The organism is Novosphingobium pentaromativorans US6-1, assembly GCF_000767465.1.
GTDB lineage: Bacteria > Pseudomonadota > Alphaproteobacteria > Sphingomonadales > Sphingomonadaceae > Novosphingobium > Novosphingobium pentaromativorans.
In genome coordinates, this window is record NZ_CP009291.1 from 583726 (window position 1) to 601569 (window position 17844).

General features: G+C 63.8%; 19 protein-coding genes and 1 pseudogene. 12 read left to right on the top strand and 8 right to left on the bottom strand.

Annotated elements, in window-relative coordinates:
- Positions 1 to 58 precede the first annotated feature (58 nt).
- On the top strand, positions 59 to 1732 hold the full coding sequence (locus JI59_RS02645; protein WP_038576840.1) for an acetolactate synthase large subunit: 1674 nt from the start codon (positions 59 to 61) through the stop codon (positions 1730 to 1732).
- Between the two features lie 27 nt (positions 1733 to 1759).
- On the opposite strand, the gene JI59_RS02650 is transcribed toward JI59_RS02645, so the two are convergent.
- Together JI59_RS02650 and JI59_RS02655 are read right to left on the bottom strand one after the other, a co-directional pair.
- Positions 1760 to 2143 carry a hypothetical protein gene (locus JI59_RS02650; protein ID WP_238532628.1) on the bottom strand — a complete coding sequence of 128 codons (384 nt, stop codon included), beginning with the start codon at positions 2141 to 2143 and terminating at the stop codon, positions 1760 to 1762.
- The gene (locus JI59_RS02655; protein ID WP_007015059.1) at positions 2133 to 2321 is read right to left on the bottom strand and encodes a hypothetical protein; all 189 of its coding nucleotides are present in this window, start codon (positions 2319 to 2321) and stop codon (positions 2133 to 2135) included. Before JI59_RS02655 ends, JI59_RS02650 begins: the two co-directional genes overlap by 11 nt.
- 103 nt (positions 2322 to 2424) lie before the next feature.
- Here JI59_RS02655 and JI59_RS02660 point away from each other — a divergent pair, with 103 nt between their 5' ends.
- Positions 2425 to 3060 carry a S24 family peptidase gene (locus tag JI59_RS02660; protein ID WP_007015061.1) on the top strand — a complete coding sequence of 212 codons (636 nt, stop codon included), beginning with the start codon at positions 2425 to 2427 and terminating at the stop codon, positions 3058 to 3060.
- 82 nt (positions 3061 to 3142) lie between these two features.
- Positions 3143 to 3817 carry an MBL fold metallo-hydrolase gene (locus JI59_RS02665; protein ID WP_007015062.1) on the top strand — a complete coding sequence of 225 codons (675 nt, stop codon included), beginning with the start codon at positions 3143 to 3145 and terminating at the stop codon, positions 3815 to 3817.
- Between the two features lie 4 nt (positions 3818 to 3821).
- Here the strand turns inward: JI59_RS02665 and JI59_RS02670 are convergent, their stop codons facing one another.
- Positions 3822 to 4214 carry an MAPEG family protein gene (locus tag JI59_RS02670; RefSeq protein ID WP_007015063.1) on the bottom strand — a complete coding sequence of 131 codons (393 nt, stop codon included), beginning with the start codon at positions 4212 to 4214 and terminating at the stop codon, positions 3822 to 3824.
- A 165-nt stretch (positions 4215 to 4379) separates the two neighbouring features.
- On the opposite strand from JI59_RS02670, the gene rpmF reads away from it, so the two are divergent.
- From rpmF to JI59_RS02695, 5 genes are all read left to right on the top strand, one after another.
- On the top strand, positions 4380 to 4559 hold the full coding sequence (gene rpmF / locus JI59_RS02675) for a 50S ribosomal protein L32 (protein WP_013833797.1): 180 nt from the start codon (positions 4380 to 4382) through the stop codon (positions 4557 to 4559).
- Positions 4560 to 4587: 28 nt separating this feature from the next.
- Positions 4588 to 5649: a phosphate acyltransferase PlsX gene (gene plsX / locus JI59_RS02680; RefSeq protein WP_007015064.1), complete on the top strand. Its 1062-nt coding sequence runs from the start codon at positions 4588 to 4590 to the stop codon at positions 5647 to 5649.
- Positions 5646 to 6620 carry a beta-ketoacyl-ACP synthase III gene (locus JI59_RS02685; protein WP_007015065.1) on the top strand — a complete coding sequence of 325 codons (975 nt, stop codon included), beginning with the start codon at positions 5646 to 5648 and terminating at the stop codon, positions 6618 to 6620. Before plsX ends, JI59_RS02685 begins: the two co-directional genes overlap by 4 nt.
- 113 nt (positions 6621 to 6733) lie before the next feature.
- Positions 6734 to 7030 carry an integration host factor subunit alpha gene (locus JI59_RS02690; protein ID WP_007015066.1) on the top strand — a complete coding sequence of 99 codons (297 nt, stop codon included), beginning with the start codon at positions 6734 to 6736 and terminating at the stop codon, positions 7028 to 7030.
- 13 nt (positions 7031 to 7043) lie between these two features.
- Entirely contained in the window at positions 7044 to 7448 is a 405-nt protein-coding gene (locus JI59_RS02695) for a MerR family transcriptional regulator (RefSeq protein WP_007015067.1), read from the top strand.
- Between the two features lie 49 nt (positions 7449 to 7497).
- Here the strand turns inward: JI59_RS02695 and JI59_RS02700 are convergent, their stop codons facing one another.
- Positions 7498 to 8043 carry a SixA phosphatase family protein gene (locus tag JI59_RS02700; protein ID WP_007015068.1) on the bottom strand — a complete coding sequence of 182 codons (546 nt, stop codon included), beginning with the start codon at positions 8041 to 8043 and terminating at the stop codon, positions 7498 to 7500.
- A gap of 19 nt (positions 8044 to 8062) precedes the next feature.
- Entirely contained in the window at positions 8063 to 10777 is a 2715-nt protein-coding gene (locus JI59_RS02705; RefSeq protein ID WP_038575417.1) for an ATP-dependent DNA helicase, read from the bottom strand.
- Positions 10778 to 10934: 157 nt separating this feature from the next.
- On the opposite strand from JI59_RS02705, the gene JI59_RS02710 reads away from it, so the two are divergent.
- Both JI59_RS02710 and JI59_RS02715 read left to right on the top strand, forming a co-directional pair.
- Positions 10935 to 11645 (top strand): PadR family transcriptional regulator, encoded by a 711-nt coding sequence (locus JI59_RS02710; protein WP_007015070.1) that lies wholly within the window; start codon positions 10935 to 10937, stop codon positions 11643 to 11645.
- A complete protein-coding gene (locus tag JI59_RS02715; protein ID WP_007015071.1) occupies positions 11642 to 11929 on the top strand; it encodes a DUF2218 domain-containing protein in 288 nt (95 codons plus the stop codon). The genes JI59_RS02710 and JI59_RS02715 overlap by 4 nt, the downstream gene beginning before the upstream one ends.
- A gap of 110 nt (positions 11930 to 12039) precedes the next feature.
- Here JI59_RS02715 and JI59_RS02720 read toward each other — a convergent pair whose 3' ends face one another.
- Complete coding sequence (locus tag JI59_RS02720) at positions 12040 to 12927, bottom strand: mechanosensitive ion channel family protein (protein ID WP_007015072.1); 888 nt, start codon at positions 12925 to 12927, stop codon at positions 12040 to 12042.
- Between the two features lie 110 nt (positions 12928 to 13037).
- On the opposite strand from JI59_RS02720, the gene JI59_RS02725 reads away from it, so the two are divergent.
- Both JI59_RS02725 and JI59_RS02730 read left to right on the top strand, forming a co-directional pair.
- Complete coding sequence (locus tag JI59_RS02725; RefSeq protein ID WP_007015073.1) at positions 13038 to 14639, top strand: lysine--tRNA ligase; 1602 nt, start codon at positions 13038 to 13040, stop codon at positions 14637 to 14639.
- Positions 14636 to 15169: a DUF1003 domain-containing protein gene (locus JI59_RS02730; protein WP_007015074.1), complete on the top strand. Its 534-nt coding sequence runs from the start codon at positions 14636 to 14638 to the stop codon at positions 15167 to 15169. Before JI59_RS02725 ends, JI59_RS02730 begins: the two co-directional genes overlap by 4 nt.
- Positions 15170 to 15200: 31 nt before the next feature.
- Here JI59_RS02730 and JI59_RS28260 read toward each other — a convergent pair.
- A pseudogene (locus JI59_RS28260) lies at positions 15201 to 17062 on the bottom strand (DUF885 domain-containing protein).
- Positions 17059 to 17724, bottom strand: coding sequence for a 2OG-Fe(II) oxygenase (locus JI59_RS02740; protein ID WP_038575418.1), 666 nt, complete (start codon positions 17722 to 17724; stop codon positions 17059 to 17061). Before JI59_RS02740 ends, JI59_RS28260 begins: the two are co-directional and overlap by 4 nt.
- Between the last annotated feature and the right edge of the window lie 120 nt (positions 17725 to 17844).

Consider the following 17844-nt stretch of genomic DNA (forward strand, 5'->3'; position numbering starts at 1 on the left):
CAGGGCCGGGTTGGTCTATACCGGCTCGGCAAGAGAGCAGAAACGGGGAAAGCGGAAAATGGCAGAGGGCGACAAGCGCAAGGCTTCGGATGTTTTTATCGAGTGCCTTGAAGAGGAAGGCGTCGAGTACATCTTCGGCGTTCCCGGTGAAGAGAACCTCGACTTTCTCGACTCGCTCTCGCGATCGGAAAAAATCAAGCTCATCCTTACCCGTCACGAGCAGGGCGCCGGTTTCATGGCTGCGACTTACGGACGGCATACCGGCAAGACTGGCGTGTGCCTCTCGACCCTGGGACCGGGCGCGACCAATTTCGTCACCGCTGCGGCCTATGCGACGCTTGGCGGCATGCCGATGCTGATGATCACGGGCCAGAAGCCGATCAAGAAATCGAAGCAGGGCCGTTTCCAGATTCTGGACGTCGTCTCCATGATGGGGCCGATCACCAAGTACGCGCACCAGATGGCATCCTCGGACAACATTCCGAGCCGGGTGCGCGAAGCCTTCCGCATCGCCGAGGAAGAAAAGCCGGGCGCAACGCACATCGAGCTGCCCGAGGACATTGCCGACGAGCATACCGATTCGCGGCCCGTGCGCCGCTCGATCGTCCGCCGTCCGACAGCCGACGTGAAATCGATCGCCCAGGCCGTCGATGCGCTGCAGAACGCGAAGAAGCCGCTGCTGGTGATCGGTGCGGGTGCGAATCGCAAGATGACCAGCAAGATGCTGGGCGAATTCGTCGAGAAGACCGGCATCCCCTTCCTCACTACCCAGCTCGGCAAGGGCGTGATCGATGAGCGTCACCCCAAGTTCCTGGGCTGCGCCGCGCTTTCGGCCGGTGACTTCGTCCATCGCGCCATCGAGGATGCCGACTGCATCCTCAACATCGGGCACGACGTGATCGAGAAGCCGCCGTTCTTCATGCACAACGACGGCACGCGCGATGACCGCGTGGTTGTCCATATCTCGACCAAGACGGCGGAAGTGGACCCGGTCTATTTCCCGCACATCGAGGTGATCGGCGACATCGCCAATGCCATGTGGCAGATCAAGGAAGCGGTCGTGCCGTCGTCGAAATGGAACTTCGATGCCATGCTTGGGTTCCGCAAGGCAGAACTGGAACACACCGCGAAGCTGGCCGCTGACGAGCGTTTCCCGATCTTCCCGCCGCATCTCGTGCAACAGGTTCGCGATGCGATGCCCGACGATGCGATCATCTGCCTCGACAACGGCGTCTACAAGATCTGGTTCGCCCGCGGCTTCTGTGCCTGCAAGCCCAACACCGTCCTGCTCGACAATGCACTGGCGACGATGGGGGCAGGGCTACCCTCCGCGATGGCGAGCGCCATGGTCTATCCCGAGCGCAAGGTCATGGCGATCTGCGGCGACGGCGGGTTCATGATGAACAGCCAGGAGCTTGAAACGGCGGTTCGACTCGGCCTTAATCTGACCGTGCTGATCCTCAACGACAATGCCTACGGGATGATTCGCTGGAAGCAGGCGAACATGGGATTCGCCGACTTCGGCCTGACCTACAACAACCCCGATTTCGTGAAGTATGCCGAAAGCTACGGGGCCAAGGGGTATCGGGTCGAAAGCGCGCAGCATTTGAGCGAGCTGCTGGCCCAGTGCCGCGATACCCCAGGCGTTCATGTGATCGACTGCCCGGTGGACTACTCGGAAAACGATCGCATCCTGAACACGGACATCAAGGATCTGTCCCGGGCGCTCTGAGCGCCCGGAAACAGGTTCTCGCCTCGGTCAGCACTCCTCGAGCAGGAGAAATTCGGCCTCGACCGTCATGCGCGGTTCGGGGCCGTTATCGTGATCGACGCAGGTGATCGTGGCATCGGCGACGAGATGGCCGGGGATCGCGAATTCATGGTCGGGCAGGGCGGCGATCAGCGCCTCTCCGGCGTCGATGGCCCGCTCGCCGGTAAACGAAAGCGCAAGACTGTGGCGGCTGCCCGAAAATGTCGCGCTACTCCATGGCCGCTCGCCATGGCGCAGCAGTTCGCCTTGCGGTCCGGCAAGGGCGAGTACCTCGCAAAGCAGTTTGAGCCAGGGGCCGCGCCGGGCTGATCCTGAAGTGCGGGCACGCAGCGCGTTGAGCATCGATCGGTCGGAAGTGGGGTCAAAGCGCATGATCGGTCTCCTGATAGTTTCGCATGAATTGCTCGACGCGCGCCGCCGTGCGGGCGCGGGGAATGCGGCCATTGCGCAAGTCGGCCACGAAGCGCGGATCCTGTGCTGCGAGCCGCCCGAACTTGGTCCAGGGCATGTCCGTCTGGCGCAGGAAGCGTTCGATCTGACGCAAAAGCATCGATCCTGATCCTTTCCGTGTTGGATTCGTTGGCTGTGTTCATGGTATGTTCCAATCGAAATCCTACTTGTCTAGGAAATTTCCTTCACCTACGGATTACAAAATGGACATGACCGATCCCCGCGGAGCACTGCTGGAACTGGCCGAGAAACGCGGCGCCAGTCTCTCCGCTCTGTCGCGAATGCTGGGAAAAAATCCAAGCTATCTCCAACAGTTCGTTCGCAAGGGTAGCCCGCGTAAGCTGGAGGAAGGCGATCGCGGCAAGCTCGCCAGGTTCTTCGGCGTGGACGAATCGGTGCTGGGTCGGCCGAAGGAAATTTCCTCGAAACGCCTGCAGGACTGGGTCGACGTACCCAGGCTTGCAGTCGATGCCTCGGCCGGCGGCGGAGCCTTTGCCGGGGAGGAGGAATTGCTGGGCACGATCCGCTTTTCACCGCGCTGGTTGCGCAGCATGGGCCTCGATCCCAAGGCGCTGAGCGCCATTGCCGTGGCCGGCGATTCGATGGCGCCTACCTTGCAGGACGGCGACGAGATCCTGGTCGACCGCACCGTGCGGGCCCTCAGTGAAGGCATTCACGTCTTGCGGCACGAGGGCAACTTGCTCGTCAAGCGGGTCGAGCGCGGCGCGGGCGGGAAAGTGCGGCTTATCAGCGACAACAAGGTCTATGGGCCGATCGAATGCCCGGCCGGTAGCATCGACGTGGTCGGCCGCGTGGTCTGGAAGGGCGGGCGCCTCTAGCCGCCGCTGGAAGCATTGCAAGATCGCCCGTGTGTTGGCAGGACGGTTGCAATCGCGGCGTTAGGCCGCCATTTCCCGTCCCATGACCCAGACCGAACCGCCGATGCGCGTGGGAATCGTTCCCGTTACCCCGCTCCAGCAGAACTGCACGCTACTGTGGTGCACCAGAACCATGCGCGGGGCGCTGGTCGATCCCGGCGGCGACCTCGATAAGCTCAAGGCGGCGCTGGAAAAGACCGGCGTGACGCTGGAAAAGGTGCTGGTCACGCACGGTCACCTGGATCACTGCGGCATGGCCGGCGAGCTGGCCAGGGAAATGGGCGTGCCGATCGAAGGGCCTCAGGAAGAGGATCGCTTCTGGATCGCTCAGCTCAGCGACGATGGTCCGCGCTGGAACATGGAGGCACATACTTTCGAGCCGGACCGCTGGCTGGAGAACGGAGACCGGGTCCAGGTCGGCGAACTGACGCTCGACGTCTATCACTGTCCGGGGCACACGCCCGGGCATGTCGTCTTTCATCATGCACCCAGCAAGTTCGCCATGGTCGGCGACGTGTTGTTCCAGGGCGGAATCGGGCGCTGGGACTTCCCGCGCGGGAATCTCGACGATCTGATCGCTTCGATCACCACGCGTCTGTGGCCGCTTGGCGACGATGTGACCTTCGTGCCGGGGCATGGCCCTGTCAGCACCTTCGGCGAGGAGCGTCGCCACAATCCCTACGTCAGCGACGCGGCGCTTTCACGCCGCGTCTCCTGACGGATCAGAGGCGGCCCAGGGCGATCAGGATCGCCACGACCGACAGACCCAGAAGGGTGAGGACAGTTACAATGATCCCGCCCGCGCGCAGGAGGTTCGCATCCGACCTGTCCATGCCGAAGGCGTGGGCGACCCGCGCGGCCATGTATATGGCGCCGACTATCGCCAGCCAGGGGCCGGCCTTGCCGGTCATTTCGATCGCCGCGATCAGGATGAGGACAAAAGGCGTGTTCTCAACGAAGTTGAGCTGCGCGCGCATTCGGCGAGCGATGGCTTCATTGCCGCCGTCTCCATGCAGGACCTTGGCTGCCATGCGCAGTCTGCCAACCCGCGTCAGCAGCCAGAAATTGATGACCGCAGCAGCGGCGGCAAGGCATAGAGTCGTCTGAAGAATCATCCCGGGCATCTCCCCCAATGTGGTTTTGGCTACATGAGGAAGGTATCAACGGGTTGCAACTCGTGAGAAATCGGTTATAGGCCCGCCTTCGCAAGCCGCCGGTTCCGGGTGACGGTTCCCGGCGGCCTTTTTGACATTAACGCATTTCCAGGAACAGGTGCCAAAATGGCTGTCCCTAAGAGAAAAACGACCCCGTCCCGCCGGGGCATGCGCCGCAGCCATGATGCCCTCAAGGTTGAAGCGTTTCATGAGTGCCCGAACTGCGGCGAGCTGAAGCGCCCGCACAACCTCTGCAACGCTTGCGGTCACTACAACGGCCGCGAGATCGTCGCGGTCGAAATCTAAGACCTCAGACGAAGTTCGGAGATTGCCCATGACTCTGCCGCGTATCGCTATCGATGCGATGGGCGGCGATGAGGGCGTGCGCGTCATGATCGAGGGCGCGGCACTCGCGCGCCGTCGCCATGACCGTTTCAATTTCCTCCTCGTCGGCGACGAGACGCGGATCAAGGCCGCGCTCGAGGATCATCCGAACCTTCGCGGGGCATCGGAAATCCTGCACACCGATGGTGTGATCAGTGGCGAAGACAAGCCGAGCCAGGCCCTGCGCCGCGCGAAAGGCACGTCCATGGGGCGTGCCATCGCTGCGGTGAAGGCCGGCGACGCGGGAGCCGCCGTCAGTTCCGGTAATACCGGTGCACTGATGGCGATCGCCAAGCTCACCTTGCGCACGATGCCCGGCATCGATCGTCCCGCGCTTGCCGCATTGTTGCCCACGCTGGGCGACAATGACGTCGTGATGCTCGATCTCGGCGCCAATACCGAGTGCGATAGCCGCAATCTCGTGCAGTTCGCGATCATGGGCGCAGCCTATGCCCGCGTGGCGACGGGGCGCGAGCAACCGCGCCTGCGCCTGCTCAATATCGGTACTGAAGAGATCAAGGGCACGGAACTGCTGCGCGATGCAGCGGCGACGCTCAAGGCGGCGGCCGGTGACCTGGCCATGTCCTTCGACGGCTTCACCGAGGCGGACAAGGTTTGCCGCGGCGACGTCGACGTGGTCGTGACTGACGGTTTTTCCGGCAACATCGCTCTCAAGGCGGTCGAAGGTACGGCGCGATTCGTCGGCGACCTGCTGCGTCGCAGCTTCTCCAGTTCGCTGCGCTCGAAGATCGGCTTCCTGATCTCGCGTCCGGCGACCGAGTTGCTAAAGCATCACCTAGACCCCAATAATCATAATGGCGCCGTGTTCCTTGGCCTGAACGGTATCGTCGTGAAAAGCCATGGCAGCGCGAATGCTGCAGGCGTGGCCAATGCCGTCGCCGTAACTGCGCGGCTTCTGGAGGAAAATGTGACCGAGCGGATCACTGCCGACCTAGCCCGCGTGGGTGAAGCCTCGCTGCGCATGCCCGGGAACCAGGAAGAACGGGCATGACCCGGCGCTCGGTTCTGATCGGCACCGGTTCGGCCCTGCCGCGCCGCGCGGTAAGCAATGCGGAACTGGCAGCGCAGGTCGATACCAGCGACGAATGGATCGTCGAGCGTACCGGCATATCCAATCGCTACATCGCCGCCGACGACGAAACGACCTCGAGCCTTGCCACCGACGCAGCGCGCAAGGCGATCGAGGCGGCCGGCATCGATGCGGCCTCCATCGACCTCATCATTCTGGCAACCGCGACACCCGACCAGACTTTTCCGGCATCGGCCACGATCGTGCAAAACAACCTCGGTTGCGCAGGGTGCATTGCCTTCGACGTCGCCGCGGTGTGTTCCGGTTTCCTTTACGCGGTAGGCATTGCCGATTCGATGTTGCGCTCGGGAATGGCCCAGCGCGCGCTCGTAATCGGTTCGGAAACCTTCTCGCGCATCCTCGATTGGGAAGATCGCACGACTTGCGTGCTGTTCGGCGACGGTGCCGGTGCGGCGATCTTCGAAGCGCGCGAACAGGGCGAGAGCGAGGCTCCGCGCGGCATCCTGGCATCGCGGCTCCATGCCGACGGTGCACACAACGAACTGCTTTATGTGGACGGTGGTCCTTCGACCACCGGCACGGTTGGCAAGTTGCGCATGAAAGGCCGTGAAGTATTCCGTCACGCCGTTGTGAACCTGGCTCAGGTTCTCAAGGAAGTGCTTGAAGAAGTTGGAATTCAACCCTCGGATATCGACTGGTTGGTCCCGCACCAGGCAAACGCGCGTATTCTTGACGCGACGGCGAAGAAGCTGGGTCTTCCGGTCGAAAAGGTCGTGATGACTGTAAGTCAGCATGCCAATACTTCGGCTGCATCGGTGCCGCTGGCGCTCGATCAGGCGGTTCGCGACGGCCGAATCCGCGAAGGTGATCTCGTCGTTCTCGAAGCAATGGGCGGCGGTTTCACTTGGGGCGCAAGCCTGCTGCGAGTCTGAGAACCTACCCCCTAAGGTTTATCTGCGTTCATTATTTGACGTAGGATTGCCTTTTTCCCTGTTAAATCATATTATCAGCGCGGGGGTTGGCGCTCAGAGGGGAAGCGGGTTCGATGGGCTCAACGGATACATTGACGCGAGCTGAGATCGCGGAAGCGATCCACAAGAAGCTGGGTCTGTCGCGCGCGGAGTCGCTGGCGATGGTCGAAGCTATTCTGCAACACATGTCGACTGCGCTCAGTTCGGGCGAGAACGTCAAGATTTCGGGATTCGGCACATTCCTGTTACGGGACAAGGGCGAACGTATCGGCCGTAATCCCAAGACGGGGGTCGAAGTGCCGATCACGCCGCGACGGGTTATGACATTCCGAGCGAGCCAGATGCTGAAAGACAGGATCGCCGGAGACTGAAGGAACAGAGCCGATGACTATCCTTTCCGACATCCCGGTTTTCGATGACGGAAAGGATCCGGAGGCTTTGCGAACCATCGGTGAAGTCAGCAAGGCGCTGGGCATCCGCCAGCACGTCTTGCGCTATTGGGAAGAACAGTTCCCTTCGCTCCAGCCTGTCAAGCGCAGCGGTGGCCGGCGGTATTATCGCCGTGACGATGTTGCGCTCGTGGTTGAGATCAATCGTCTTGTCCACCAGGAAGGCTACACCCTGCGCGGTGCGCGCAAGGCTATCGAGGACCAGGACGCCCGGCCGACACCTGCTGCAGTCTCCGGGCCCGAGGCCCAGCCGCAAACTTCGGCGGTCGCAGGCGGTGACATCATCGGCGAGCTTCGGCAGATCCGCGCGCAATTGGCAGCGGCGCTCGCTGCGGCTTGAGACGTTCGCGTCCCGCGCGGGACGCTCGCCCGATACTCCCTGAAGGCAGTCAGTCGGTCAGGCTTGGCCCCAGCGCGGGGTCGAGATCCCTGGGCCTGACGAGGTGCGTGATCCTTCCGCAATTCTCGTCGATATCGTCCCAGCTGTCGATATCCAGTTCGAGCACGGCATAGGCGGCGGTCGGGAATTTCTCCTCGACGACATCACGCAGCGGACTGGTGCCATCGTCGGGAACCAGGTCGAAGATCAGGTCCTCAAGGCCCGGATTGTGTCCGATCAGCATGATCGAGGCGGGATCGCCTTCCTGTTCGCGCAGGAGATCCATCAGCGTGGCTGAGTTGGCAAGGTAGATGCGCCTGTCCCAACTGACCGGCGGCGCCATTCCGGCCGCTTCCGAGGCAAGCTCGATCGTCTGCGTGACGCGAACCGCGGGAGAGGCGAGAATGCGCTTCCACGCCCTGCCGTCATTGCGGATATGCTCGCCCATGATCGCCGCGCCCTTGCGGCCCCGCTTGTTGAGAGGCCTGTCGAAGTCGCGCAGGCGCGCATCGTTCCAGTCCGACTTGGCGTGGCGAAAGATGCCGAGGGTCTTCATCTGTCAGGCAAGCTCGTATTCATGGCCGGGCGGCGTGATCGGGTCGGTACGCTTCTTCTGAAGCATTGGTAGCGACCCGATGTAAAGCCTCCTCCAGAGAAAGCCGCAGGACGGGCGTTCCTTCGGGGAAGGCGCTCAGCAGGCGCGAGGGGAATGCAGCGGAGAGGACCACGAAATGACCGCGGTCGTCGCGGCTGCGGATGAGGCGTCCGAAGGCCTGGGCCAGCCGGGCGCGGATGATGCCGTCGTCATAGCTGCCGCCGCCACCGGCGAGGCGCCGGGCCCGGTGCAGGATGGTCGGCCGCGGCCAGGGCACCTGTTCCATCACGACCAGCCGGAGCGAATCGCCCGGCACGTCGACGCCGTCCCGCAAGGCATCGGTGCCCAGCAGCGATGCTGCGGGATCGTCGCGGAAGATGTCGACGAGCGTGCCGGTGTCGATCGGGTCGACGTGCTGGGCATAGAGCGGCAGGCCGGTGCGGGCGAGGCGGTCGGCGATCCGGCCATGCACGGCGCGCAGGCGCCGGATTGCCGTGAACAGCCCGAGTGCACCGCCGTGCGAGGCCTCGATCAGGCGTGCATATGCCGCGGCCAGGGCAGGGATGTCGCCGCGTGGGACGTCGGTGACGATCAGGACTTCGGCCTGCTTTGCATAGTCGAACGGGCTGGAGTGGGTGGAAAGGCGCGGGGTCACGCCGATGTGCTCGACACCGGACCGGGCCACCGCCTTGCCCCAGTCCTCGCCGTCGCGCAGCGTTGCCGAAGTCATGACGACGCCGTGTGCCGGTTCGAGGACGACCTTGGCGAAAGGCTTCATCGGATCGAGCCAGTGGCGGTGGATGCCGATGTCGAATTCACGCGCCTCCGAGCGGTCGACCGCCAGCCAGTCGACGTATTCCGGGTCGGCGGGGCCGCCCAGCCGTTCGAGCAGGGCTTCCCATGCCGAAAGCAGGTCGATGCGCCACGATAGCGAATGCCGGGCGCCCTCGATCCGGGCGCGGCCCTGGCCGTCCAGCCAGTCGGGCGGATCTTCCAGCAGCGCTTCCAGTCTCATGCCGAGTCGCATCAGCGGTTGGCGCAAGTCCGCGAGTGCCTCACGCGCGGCCTGCGAGACTTCGATGAACGTGCCGTCGAGGCCGGCCGCCTCGGTTTCGAGGCCGTATCCGGCTTCCTGTCCGCCGCTCTCGTCGCGCGCGTAGACAGTGGCTCGCACCGAGGCGAGCAGGTCTTCAAGCGGTCCGGATGGCGCGCCTTCATTGATCCGCTGCATCCAGCCGTCGCCGGGCAGGGCTTCAGCGGCGGCGCGCGCGGCGGCAATCGCCTTGGCGCCGGCCTCGTCGTAGCTGACGATATCGGCAAGCCGCGCGGAAAGACCGCGACGCCGACCGCGCGAGGCCTTTTCCGGACCGATGACCCAGCGGCGCAGTTCGATCGTCTCACTGCCCGACAGCGCCGCCGCGAAAGTTGAATCGGCGGCGTCGAAAACGTGATGCCCCTCGTCGAAGACGATCCGCGTGGGCCGTGCGGCATGATCGCGTCCGCGCGCGGCATTGACCATGACCAGGGCATGGTTGCCGATCACGAGGTCGGCTTGCGCACTGGCTCGCGATGCCCGCTCGATGAAGCATTTGCGGTAGTGCGGGCACCCGGCATAGACACATTCGCCGCGCCGGTCGGTGAGGGCGGTGATGCCGCGCTGGCGGAACAGGGTTCCGAGCCATCCCGGCAGGTCGCCGCCGATCATGTCGCCATCGCGGGTATAGGCCGCCCAGCGCGCGACGAGCTGGGCCAGGATCGCCGCGCGTCCGGCGAAGCCGCCCTGCAATGCATCCTCGAGGTTGAGCAGGCACAGGTAGTTTTCGCGCCCCTTGCGCACGACGACGGGCTGGCTGCCGTCAGGCCGGCGCTCCGGCCACGCGCGGCGGCTCTCCTGCCGCAGCTGGCGCTGCAGGGCCTTGGTATAAGTCGAAACCCAGACAGTGCCGCCGGACAGGGCGCTCCACAAAGAGGCGGGGGCGAGGTAGCCCAGCGTCTTGCCGATGCCGGTGCCTGCCTGTGCCAGCAGGACATTGGGCTGTCCCGATGCCTTGCGCGGCGAGAAGGCGGCGGCGGACTGGGCGGCATAGGCCCGCTGCCCTTCGCGCTGCTCGGCCTTGGCCCCGGTCAGCGTCTGCAGCTGCTGCAGTACATCTGCCTCGCTCAGCTCTACCTGTCGTGGCTGGGGCTGGTCCGCTGTTTCCTCCCACTCTGGCAGACGCGAGAAGAGCCAGCGTTCGGCGCGCTGGGGCTTGGCGATGCGCGTTCCCAGCAGTGTGGCCCAAGGCCAGCGCATGCGCACCAGCGACTGAAGCGAGGTCCAAGCGCCTTCGCGTTCCTGCCAATCCGGGCTTTCGCAAGTCTCCAGCAACCTGCCGGCAGCTTCCTGCAGCAGGCGCGGGACATCGGGTTCGCCGTCGGGCTCGGTCAGGTCGAGGGCATGGGCCAGGCCCTTGGGCGTGGGCACGACGAAGCGGGCCGGATGCACGAAGGCGAAGAGTTCGAGCAGATCGAGCCCGGACAGGTCGGGGTAGCCGAGCCGGGTTGCCAGGAGCGGGGCGTTGAGGATGAGCAGCGGCGTATCGGCCGCGGCCATCATCGCTTCGCCCTTCGAGACGGTCCGCGTGGCCGCGTTGCCGTCGCGCAGCCAACTGCCGCCATGGCTGGCATGCAGTGCGGGAAGGGGAAGCGCGGACATATGATCCGGTCTTAGGGATGCCTTGCCTGATTTGGAAATGGCTCTGCGTCGCTTCCCGCAGGAAATTACGACTTGTTACAAATTCGCGCCTTGCAAAAATCCTTCTAAGATATATCTTGATGCCATCATGAAGATTTTTGGAAATATAATGAGACAGATGAACAGTAACCCCAGGCGCGGCGGACACGGCTTCGCGCGCTACGATCATGCAATGGACATCGCCTTCGAACGGCGCGCCCGGGGCATGCACGGACGCCGTGGCGGTATGCGCGGCCCCTTCGGACCGGGACGCGACGGTTTGGACGATGAACTCTTCGACGGCCGCAGGCACGGCCGCGGCGGTCGCGGGGGAGGAGTCGGTCCGGGCTTTGGCGGCGGTCGCGGCATGCGCGGCGGTCGGCGTCGGCGGATCTTCGACCAGGCCGAACTGCAGACGCTGCTGCTGGCCTTGATCGCGGAAGCCCCGCGCCACGGCTATGACCTGATCCGCGAGATCGAGGCCATCTCGGGCGGCGAATATGCGCCCAGTCCCGGCGTGGTCTATCCTGCCCTGACCTACATGGAAGAGGCAGGCTGGATTGCGGTCGGCTCGGACGAAGGGGCTCGCAAGTCCTACGAGGCCACCGAAGAAGGCCGCAAGCACGCCGAGACCGATGCCGACAAGGCAAATGCTTTGCGCCAGCGCCTGGCGGCTTTGGCAGAGGCCCGTGAGAAGGTCGACCCCGCGCCGGTTCGGCGCGCCATGCACAATCTCAAGACCGCCGTATTCGACCGACTTTCGGTCGAAGGTGCGGACCGGGATTTCATCCTGCGGGTGGCGGAAGCCATCGACGAAGCCACGCGCAATATCGAAAGGATCGAGAAATGAGCACAATCGCAGCGAAAGTCGCCACGCCGAACGGCGGCAAGTACGTACGCCAGGTCTGCAAGCACTGGAGCCACAAGTTCGAGGTCGAAGTCGAGGGCGATACCGGCAAGGTCCATTTCCCGTCTGCCGTCACGACGATGGCGGGAGACGAGGAAGGCATCGCGATCGAGATCACCGGGGAGGACAAGGCAACGCTCGAACGCCTGACCGAAGTGGTGGCAAACCATATCGACCGCTTCGCGTTCCGCGAAGGATCGCTCAACTACGAATGGTCCTGGCAGTAACCCGGCGCCATACTGCCGGAATCGGAAAGACCCGTCAGCAGGCCTTTGACGGCGTGCTGACGGGTCTTTCATCGCAGCGGTGCCGCGCGAAGTGGCACGCTGGCCTCGCCTCAGGCAGCGTTCTCGTTGACCGCCTCGGGGTTCCGTGCCCTTTCGAGGGGCAGCGGTTCCTTGAAGGTATTGGTGACATAGGGGAACGGGATCTCGATGCCCGCCTCGTCTAGCGCGGACTTCACGGCCATGACGATCTGGCTCTTGGTCAGGCGCAGGTCCTGCGCGACGGTGTCGGTCCACCACTGGACGAGGAAGTCGACCGAGCTGGCATTGAACTCCTGCGCGAAGACGACGACGCCCTTGTCCTTGTCCACCGCCTCGACGCTTTCGACGGCCTTCTGGATGACGTCCTGGGCTGGGCCGAGGTCCGTGTCATAAGAGACGCCGACGACGATCTCGTTGCGGCGCAGGGCATGGTCGGTGAGAATGTCCACCGGGTTCTTGAACAGCATGGAGTTCGGAACGACGGTCAGTTCGCCCGAGAACTGCCGGATGTGCGTTTCGCGCAAGGTGATCCTCTCGACCTTGCCGCTGATGCTGCCGCAGATGACCGAGTCGCCGATGTTCATCTTGTCGCGCAGCATGATCAGCACGCCGGCGAGAAAATTCTCGAAAATATCCTGGAACGCAAAACCGATGGCGAGAGCGCCGACACCCAGACTTGCGAAGGCGCCTGCCGGGGTGAAGCTGGGAATGGCGATCGTGAGGGCAATCAGCGATCCGATGATCCACACCAGCAATCGCACGAGGGTATCGAGCAGTTGCTTGAGATCGTTGCGGATTGCGGTTCTGCCGGTGATGCGATCGGCAATGCGCACGGCGGTGCGCGCAACGATCCATGTAGCCAGCAGAACGACAAGCGCGATGACCAGAGAGGGCAGGGCCTGCACGACTCCTTTGCCCATGGCCTCCAGTTCAGTGCGCAATGTTTCGACGTAATTCACGATATCTTCGTCCCTTTCGGTCCCTTTTGAACGTAACGGGCCTGTCACGGCCCGGTTCCAATGCAGCTTCGCGCTTGCGAAATGTCCGCGTTTCGAAGATGAGCGCCCCCATGACTGAGAATGCCCTGATCGAAGCCGCCCGTGTGTCCAAGGCCTGGCCCTTCCAGGAGGCCCAGAAGCTGCTCAAGCGCTATCCGGACGGCAAACCGGGCGGTGAGCCCATGCTGTTCGAGACCGGTTACGGTCCCTCGGGCCTTCCGCATATCGGCACGTTCCAGGAAGTTCTGCGCACGACGCTGGTGCGTCACGCCTACGAAACCCTGACCGGTGGCGCGCCGACTCGGCTGGTCGCCTTTTCGGACGATATGGATGGGCTGCGCAAGGTCCCGGACAATATTCCCAACGCCCAATTGCTTGCGGACAATCTCGGCAAGCCGCTGAGCCGCATTCCCGATCCGTTCGGGAAGTTCGAGAGCTTCGCGCATCACAACAACGCGATGCTGCGCGATTTCCTCGATCGCTTCGGCTTCGAGTACGAGTTCGTCTCGGCCAGCGACCGCTACAATTCCGGTGCCTTCGACAGTGCCCTGTCGAACGTGCTCTCACACTACGATGCCATCATGGGTGTCATGCTGCCCACGCTTCGCGAGGAGCGCCGCAAGACCTATTCGCCGGTCCTGCCGGTGTCGCCGACCACAGGCGCGGTGCTGCAGGTGCCGGTCGAAGTCCTCGATCCGGCCACCGGAATGATCCGCTTTGCCGACGAGGACGGCTCGACCGTTGAGCAATCCGTCTTCGGCGGCCATGCCAAGCTGCAGTGGAAGGTCGATTGGGCAATGCGCTGGGTCGATCTTGGCGTCGACTACGAGATGTGCGGCAAGGACCTGACCGACTCGGTGACGCAGTCGGGCAAGATCTCGCAGATCCTTGGGCGCCGTAAGCCCGAAGGGCTGATCTACGAACTCTTCCTCGACGAGAACGGCGAGAAGATCTCCAAGTCCAAGGGCAATGGCCTCACCATCGAGCAGTGGCTGACCTACGGGACCGAGGAAAGTCTTGGCTTCTATCTGTTCCGGGAGCCCAAGAGCGCCAAGCAGCTGCATATCGGCGTGATCCCCAAGGCGGTCGACGAGTACTGGCAGTTCCGCGGCAACCTTCCGGACCAGACGCTCGAAAAGCAGCTTGGCAATCCGGTTTGGCACCTGCTGCGCGCGACCGGAAACGGTGAAGGCGCGGGCGACACCCTGCCGGTGACCTTCTCGCTGCTGCTCAACCTCGTGGGCGTGCTGGGCGCCGATGCAACCGCCGATCAGGTCTGGTCGTACCTTGGCAATTACGTCGCCGATGCGACGCCCGAGGCGCATCCGGAACTGGGCGAACTGGTGCGCGCCGCCCTTGCCACCAACCGGGATTTCATCGCGCCGACGCTGGTGCGCCGCGCGCCGGCCGCCCATGAAGCCGAAGCGCTCAACGCGCTCGATGCCGAACTGGCCAAGGCTGGGCCGGACACGTCGGCAGAGGAATTGCAGAACACGGTCTATGAGATCGGCAAGAACGAGGCTTACGGCTTCGGTAATTTGCGCGACTGGTTCAAGGCGCTTTACGAAACCCTTCTGGGCTCCAGCCAGGGGCCGCGCATGGGCAGCTTCATCGCGCTTTATGGCATTCCCGAGACGCGCAAGCTGATCGCAGAAGCGCTTTCCAGCCAATGATGCAACTGCCCCGGCGCACGCCTGAGCAGCTGGCCGAGGAGCTTCTCGGCCGCAAGTTCAGCGAGCTGGAGCAGGAAGAACAGAATGTCCTGCGGCGCATTGCCGCGGGCACCCTGATCGGCCCCGATGCCGACGAGATCGCCGCGACCCATGCCAGCCGCGGCGACCGGCTTGCTGACCGGGTTGCGTCGGTCGGCGGCAGCTGGGGCTTCATCATTGCCTTTGGACTGGTGCTGATCGCCTGGATGCTCGTTAACAGCCATGTGCTGGAAGCCTTCGGGCTGCATCCCTTCGATGGCTACCCGTACATCTTCCTCAACCTCATTCTCTCGATGCTGGCTGCGATCCAGGCGCCGGTGATCATGATGAGCCAGAACAGGCAGGCCGACAAGGATCGCATTGCCGCGCGGCATGACTATGAAGTCAACTTGCGCACGCAGCTGGAAATTTTGCGGCTCCACCGGCGCTTCGATCACCTCATCGAATACCTTGAGGCGCGCCGCGCATCGGAAGCCGGGGAGGAATACTGAACCTGCCGGAGAGTGAGGCGATCCTGCGGGCTTACCTTGCCACGCCCGCGCGGTGGGGGCGGCTCGCGGCGATCCAGCCGTCTATCTTCGCTTCCAGCACCGGCAGGGGCAGGGCACCCGAACCCAGCACTTCCTCGTGGAAGGCACGGATATCGAAGCGCGCTCCGAGCTGTTCCTGCGCCTTGCCGCGCAGGCGCTGGATGGTGAGCGCGCCGATCTTGTAGGCGAGCGCCTGTGCCGGCATTGCGATGTAGCGATCCACCTCGGCTTCCGCGTCGCTGCGGCCCATGCCCGAATTGGCCAGCATGTAGTCGATCGCCTGCTGGCGCGACCAGCCCTTGGCGTGGATGCCGGTATCGACGACCAGCCGCATTGCCCTCAGCATCTCGTCGTCGAGCGTGCCCCAGTGCTGCAGCGGGTCCTTGTAGAATCCCATGTCGTAGCCCAGCGTCTCGGCATAGAGCGCCCAGCCTTCGACGAAGGCGCTGTTGCCACCGTAGCGCTGGAAACCGGGGAGGCTCTGGTCTTCCTGCGCGAGGCTGATCTGGAAGTGATGCCCCGGCACGCCCTCGTGCATATAGAGCGTGGTCATGCCGCTGAGGAAGCGGTGCGGCAGGTCGTAGGTGTTGTAGTAGAAGACACCGGGCTTGCCGCGTTCGGGCGCGCCTTCGGAATAGCTGCCGCCAGCTTCGAACTTCTCACGATAGGCCGGGTAGGGTTCGATCAGCATGGGCGTTTCGGGCATCCGCTCGAACCAGCGCGGCAGAGCGGCGTCGACCTGCTTGCCGATGCGGGCGAAACCGTCGGAGAGCTGGCTGCCGTCGGTCGGATGAAAGCGTGGATCGCCGCGAATTTCGTCGAAGAATGCAGCGAGGGTTCCTGAATAGCCCAGCTGCCTGCGCACCCCGTCCATATCCCGCTGAATGCGGGCGACTTCCGAAAGGCCGAGCTGGTGAATGGCCTCCGGTTCCAGCGTCAACGTCGTCTCGCGCCGGATCAGAGCGCGATAGAGCTGCGTGCCTCCCTTCATTTCGCCAAGCCCGATAGAATCGCGGGCCTCGGGAAGGTACTCGGCCTGCAGGAATTGCCGCAGGCGCCGGTAGGCTGGCCAGATCGCCTCGCGGGTCGCCGACCGGAATGCCGGCGCGAGGGCCTTGCGGCTCTTGTCGGAGAGTGTCTCCGGGACCTGCCGGAGCGGGCCGAGAAGGGCGAATCTTCGTAGGATTGGGCCAGTAGGGCGTCGATCTGGGCAATCATGTTGATCACCGTCAGGCGCGGTTCGACCACGCCTGAGGCCATGCCCTGCCGAAAGCGGGCGATGGCATTGTCGATCACGCGGGGAAAGGCCCGGTAGAGCGTGAGGGCGCGCCGGTAATCTGCCTCGTCGGCGTAGTCGTAAGTGCCGCCGGGCGCGATCATGGCGGGGAACTCGACATGCAGTCCGCCGAAATGGTTGAACGGCCGTACCCTGGTCAGGCGGCGCAGTTCTGGCTGGAGCCACGCCAGTTCGTCGTCCTTGAGCGCTGCGAACGTATCGTAGGAAATCTGGAGTTCGGGCGGCAGCGCGGCGCGGTCGACCGAGCGCAGCGCTTCGCGGCTCTTGCGGGCAGAGGCCTGCACGTCGCGATCGAGGGCGTCGGTGTACATGCGTTCGAACTGGGCGCCTCCCGCCGTGGCGCCGGCATAAAGCGGGGTCAGGGGATCGAGTTCGTCCTCGCGCTGCGCATCTTCGGCGAAGAGGCGAAGCAGGTGCAGGCGATTGCGCTCTGCATCGGCCGCAGGCACCGGGTGCGATGGCTGGACGGCGGCCTCGGCACTGACCGGCAAGGCCGGAAAGGGGAGCGCGCAGGACAGGCCCAGCGCCAGGAGCGTAGCCGCGTTGCGAAATCTCATTGCCAGTTGCGAACCCGGAACCACTTGGTGACGACGTACTTGACGCCCCTGACGACTGGCCGGGCTGCATGCATGGTCAGCGGATTGGGGGTCCCGTCGGGCAATGCGTTGTTCCACAGCAGGAGGCAACCGGGTTCGGGCGGGATGCTCAGGCCGATGTGGGTAAAATCGGTCCGTCCACCTTCCTCCACGGCGTTGAGGTAGATCATCGCGGTCCAGCTGCGCTGGCCGCCGCAGCGCCGCTCCTGCCGCCAGTAGCCGGCTTCGGTATCGAACCAGTCGCAGTGCTCGTTGAAATACTGGCCGCATTCGTAGCGCTGGCCCTGCGCCGATTCCCCGCAGGACGGAGCGATGCCGGTAAAGTCGCTCAGGCGCAGTTCGAGATCGCGCACGATCCTGTCGTGGGTGTCGATGTCGCCCGAATAGCTGGTGCGGTAACCGTCCCAGCCTTCTTCTTCCAGCAGGCGGGAAGGGCAGGCGCAGGTGTCGATAAGCGCTATGAGGTGAGCGCAGTCGGCCTCGTTGAGGAAGCTGTTGGAGGTGTAGATTTCCACCGCCTCGACGGGCAGCCGCCTGACCGTGGGCTGGCCGGACAGGCGCTCCCGGACCGAAGCGCCGATCCTTGCAAGTGCCCTGCAGTCCGGATGAGGCGTGGCTGGCATCTCGATCGTGAGACTACCGGGAATGTTCCACAAATCAATCGCTTCGTTTCACACAGTAAAACCCTGCATGATTTTCGGCGCACGCGGCGTGACCGGCATCGAAAAAAGGCCCCCGGCGCT

Excerpts from the sequence above, each read along its gene's own strand:
- JI59_RS02645 (WP_038576840.1), top strand. The coding sequence starts at position 59 with ATGGCAGAGGGCGACAAGCGCAAGGCTTCGGATGTTTTTATCGAGTGC.
- JI59_RS02650 (WP_238532628.1), bottom strand. The coding sequence starts at position 2,143 with ATGCGCTTTGACCCCACTTCCGACCGATCGATGCTCAACGCGCTGCGT.
- JI59_RS02655 (WP_007015059.1), bottom strand. The coding sequence starts at position 2,321 with ATGCTTTTGCGTCAGATCGAACGCTTCCTGCGCCAGACGGACATGCCC.
- JI59_RS02660 (WP_007015061.1), top strand. The coding sequence starts at position 2,425 with ATGGACATGACCGATCCCCGCGGAGCACTGCTGGAACTGGCCGAGAAA.
- JI59_RS02665 (WP_007015062.1), top strand. The coding sequence starts at position 3,143 with ATGACCCAGACCGAACCGCCGATGCGCGTGGGAATCGTTCCCGTTACC.
- JI59_RS02670 (WP_007015063.1), bottom strand. The coding sequence starts at position 4,214 with ATGATTCTTCAGACGACTCTATGCCTTGCCGCCGCTGCTGCGGTCATC.
- rpmF (WP_013833797.1), top strand. The coding sequence starts at position 4,380 with ATGGCTGTCCCTAAGAGAAAAACGACCCCGTCCCGCCGGGGCATGCGC.
- plsX (WP_007015064.1), top strand. The coding sequence starts at position 4,588 with ATGACTCTGCCGCGTATCGCTATCGATGCGATGGGCGGCGATGAGGGC.
- JI59_RS02685 (WP_007015065.1), top strand. The coding sequence starts at position 5,646 with ATGACCCGGCGCTCGGTTCTGATCGGCACCGGTTCGGCCCTGCCGCGC.
- JI59_RS02690 (WP_007015066.1), top strand. The coding sequence starts at position 6,734 with ATGGGCTCAACGGATACATTGACGCGAGCTGAGATCGCGGAAGCGATC.
- JI59_RS02695 (WP_007015067.1), top strand. The coding sequence starts at position 7,044 with ATGACTATCCTTTCCGACATCCCGGTTTTCGATGACGGAAAGGATCCG.
- JI59_RS02700 (WP_007015068.1), bottom strand. The coding sequence starts at position 8,043 with ATGAAGACCCTCGGCATCTTTCGCCACGCCAAGTCGGACTGGAACGAT.
- JI59_RS02705 (WP_038575417.1), bottom strand. The coding sequence starts at position 10,777 with ATGTCCGCGCTTCCCCTTCCCGCACTGCATGCCAGCCATGGCGGCAGT.
- JI59_RS02710 (WP_007015070.1), top strand. The coding sequence starts at position 10,935 with ATGAACAGTAACCCCAGGCGCGGCGGACACGGCTTCGCGCGCTACGAT.
- JI59_RS02715 (WP_007015071.1), top strand. The coding sequence starts at position 11,642 with ATGAGCACAATCGCAGCGAAAGTCGCCACGCCGAACGGCGGCAAGTAC.
- JI59_RS02725 (WP_007015073.1), top strand. The coding sequence starts at position 13,038 with ATGACTGAGAATGCCCTGATCGAAGCCGCCCGTGTGTCCAAGGCCTGG.
- JI59_RS02730 (WP_007015074.1), top strand. The coding sequence starts at position 14,636 with ATGATGCAACTGCCCCGGCGCACGCCTGAGCAGCTGGCCGAGGAGCTT.
- JI59_RS02740 (WP_038575418.1), bottom strand. The coding sequence starts at position 17,724 with ATGCCAGCCACGCCTCATCCGGACTGCAGGGCACTTGCAAGGATCGGC.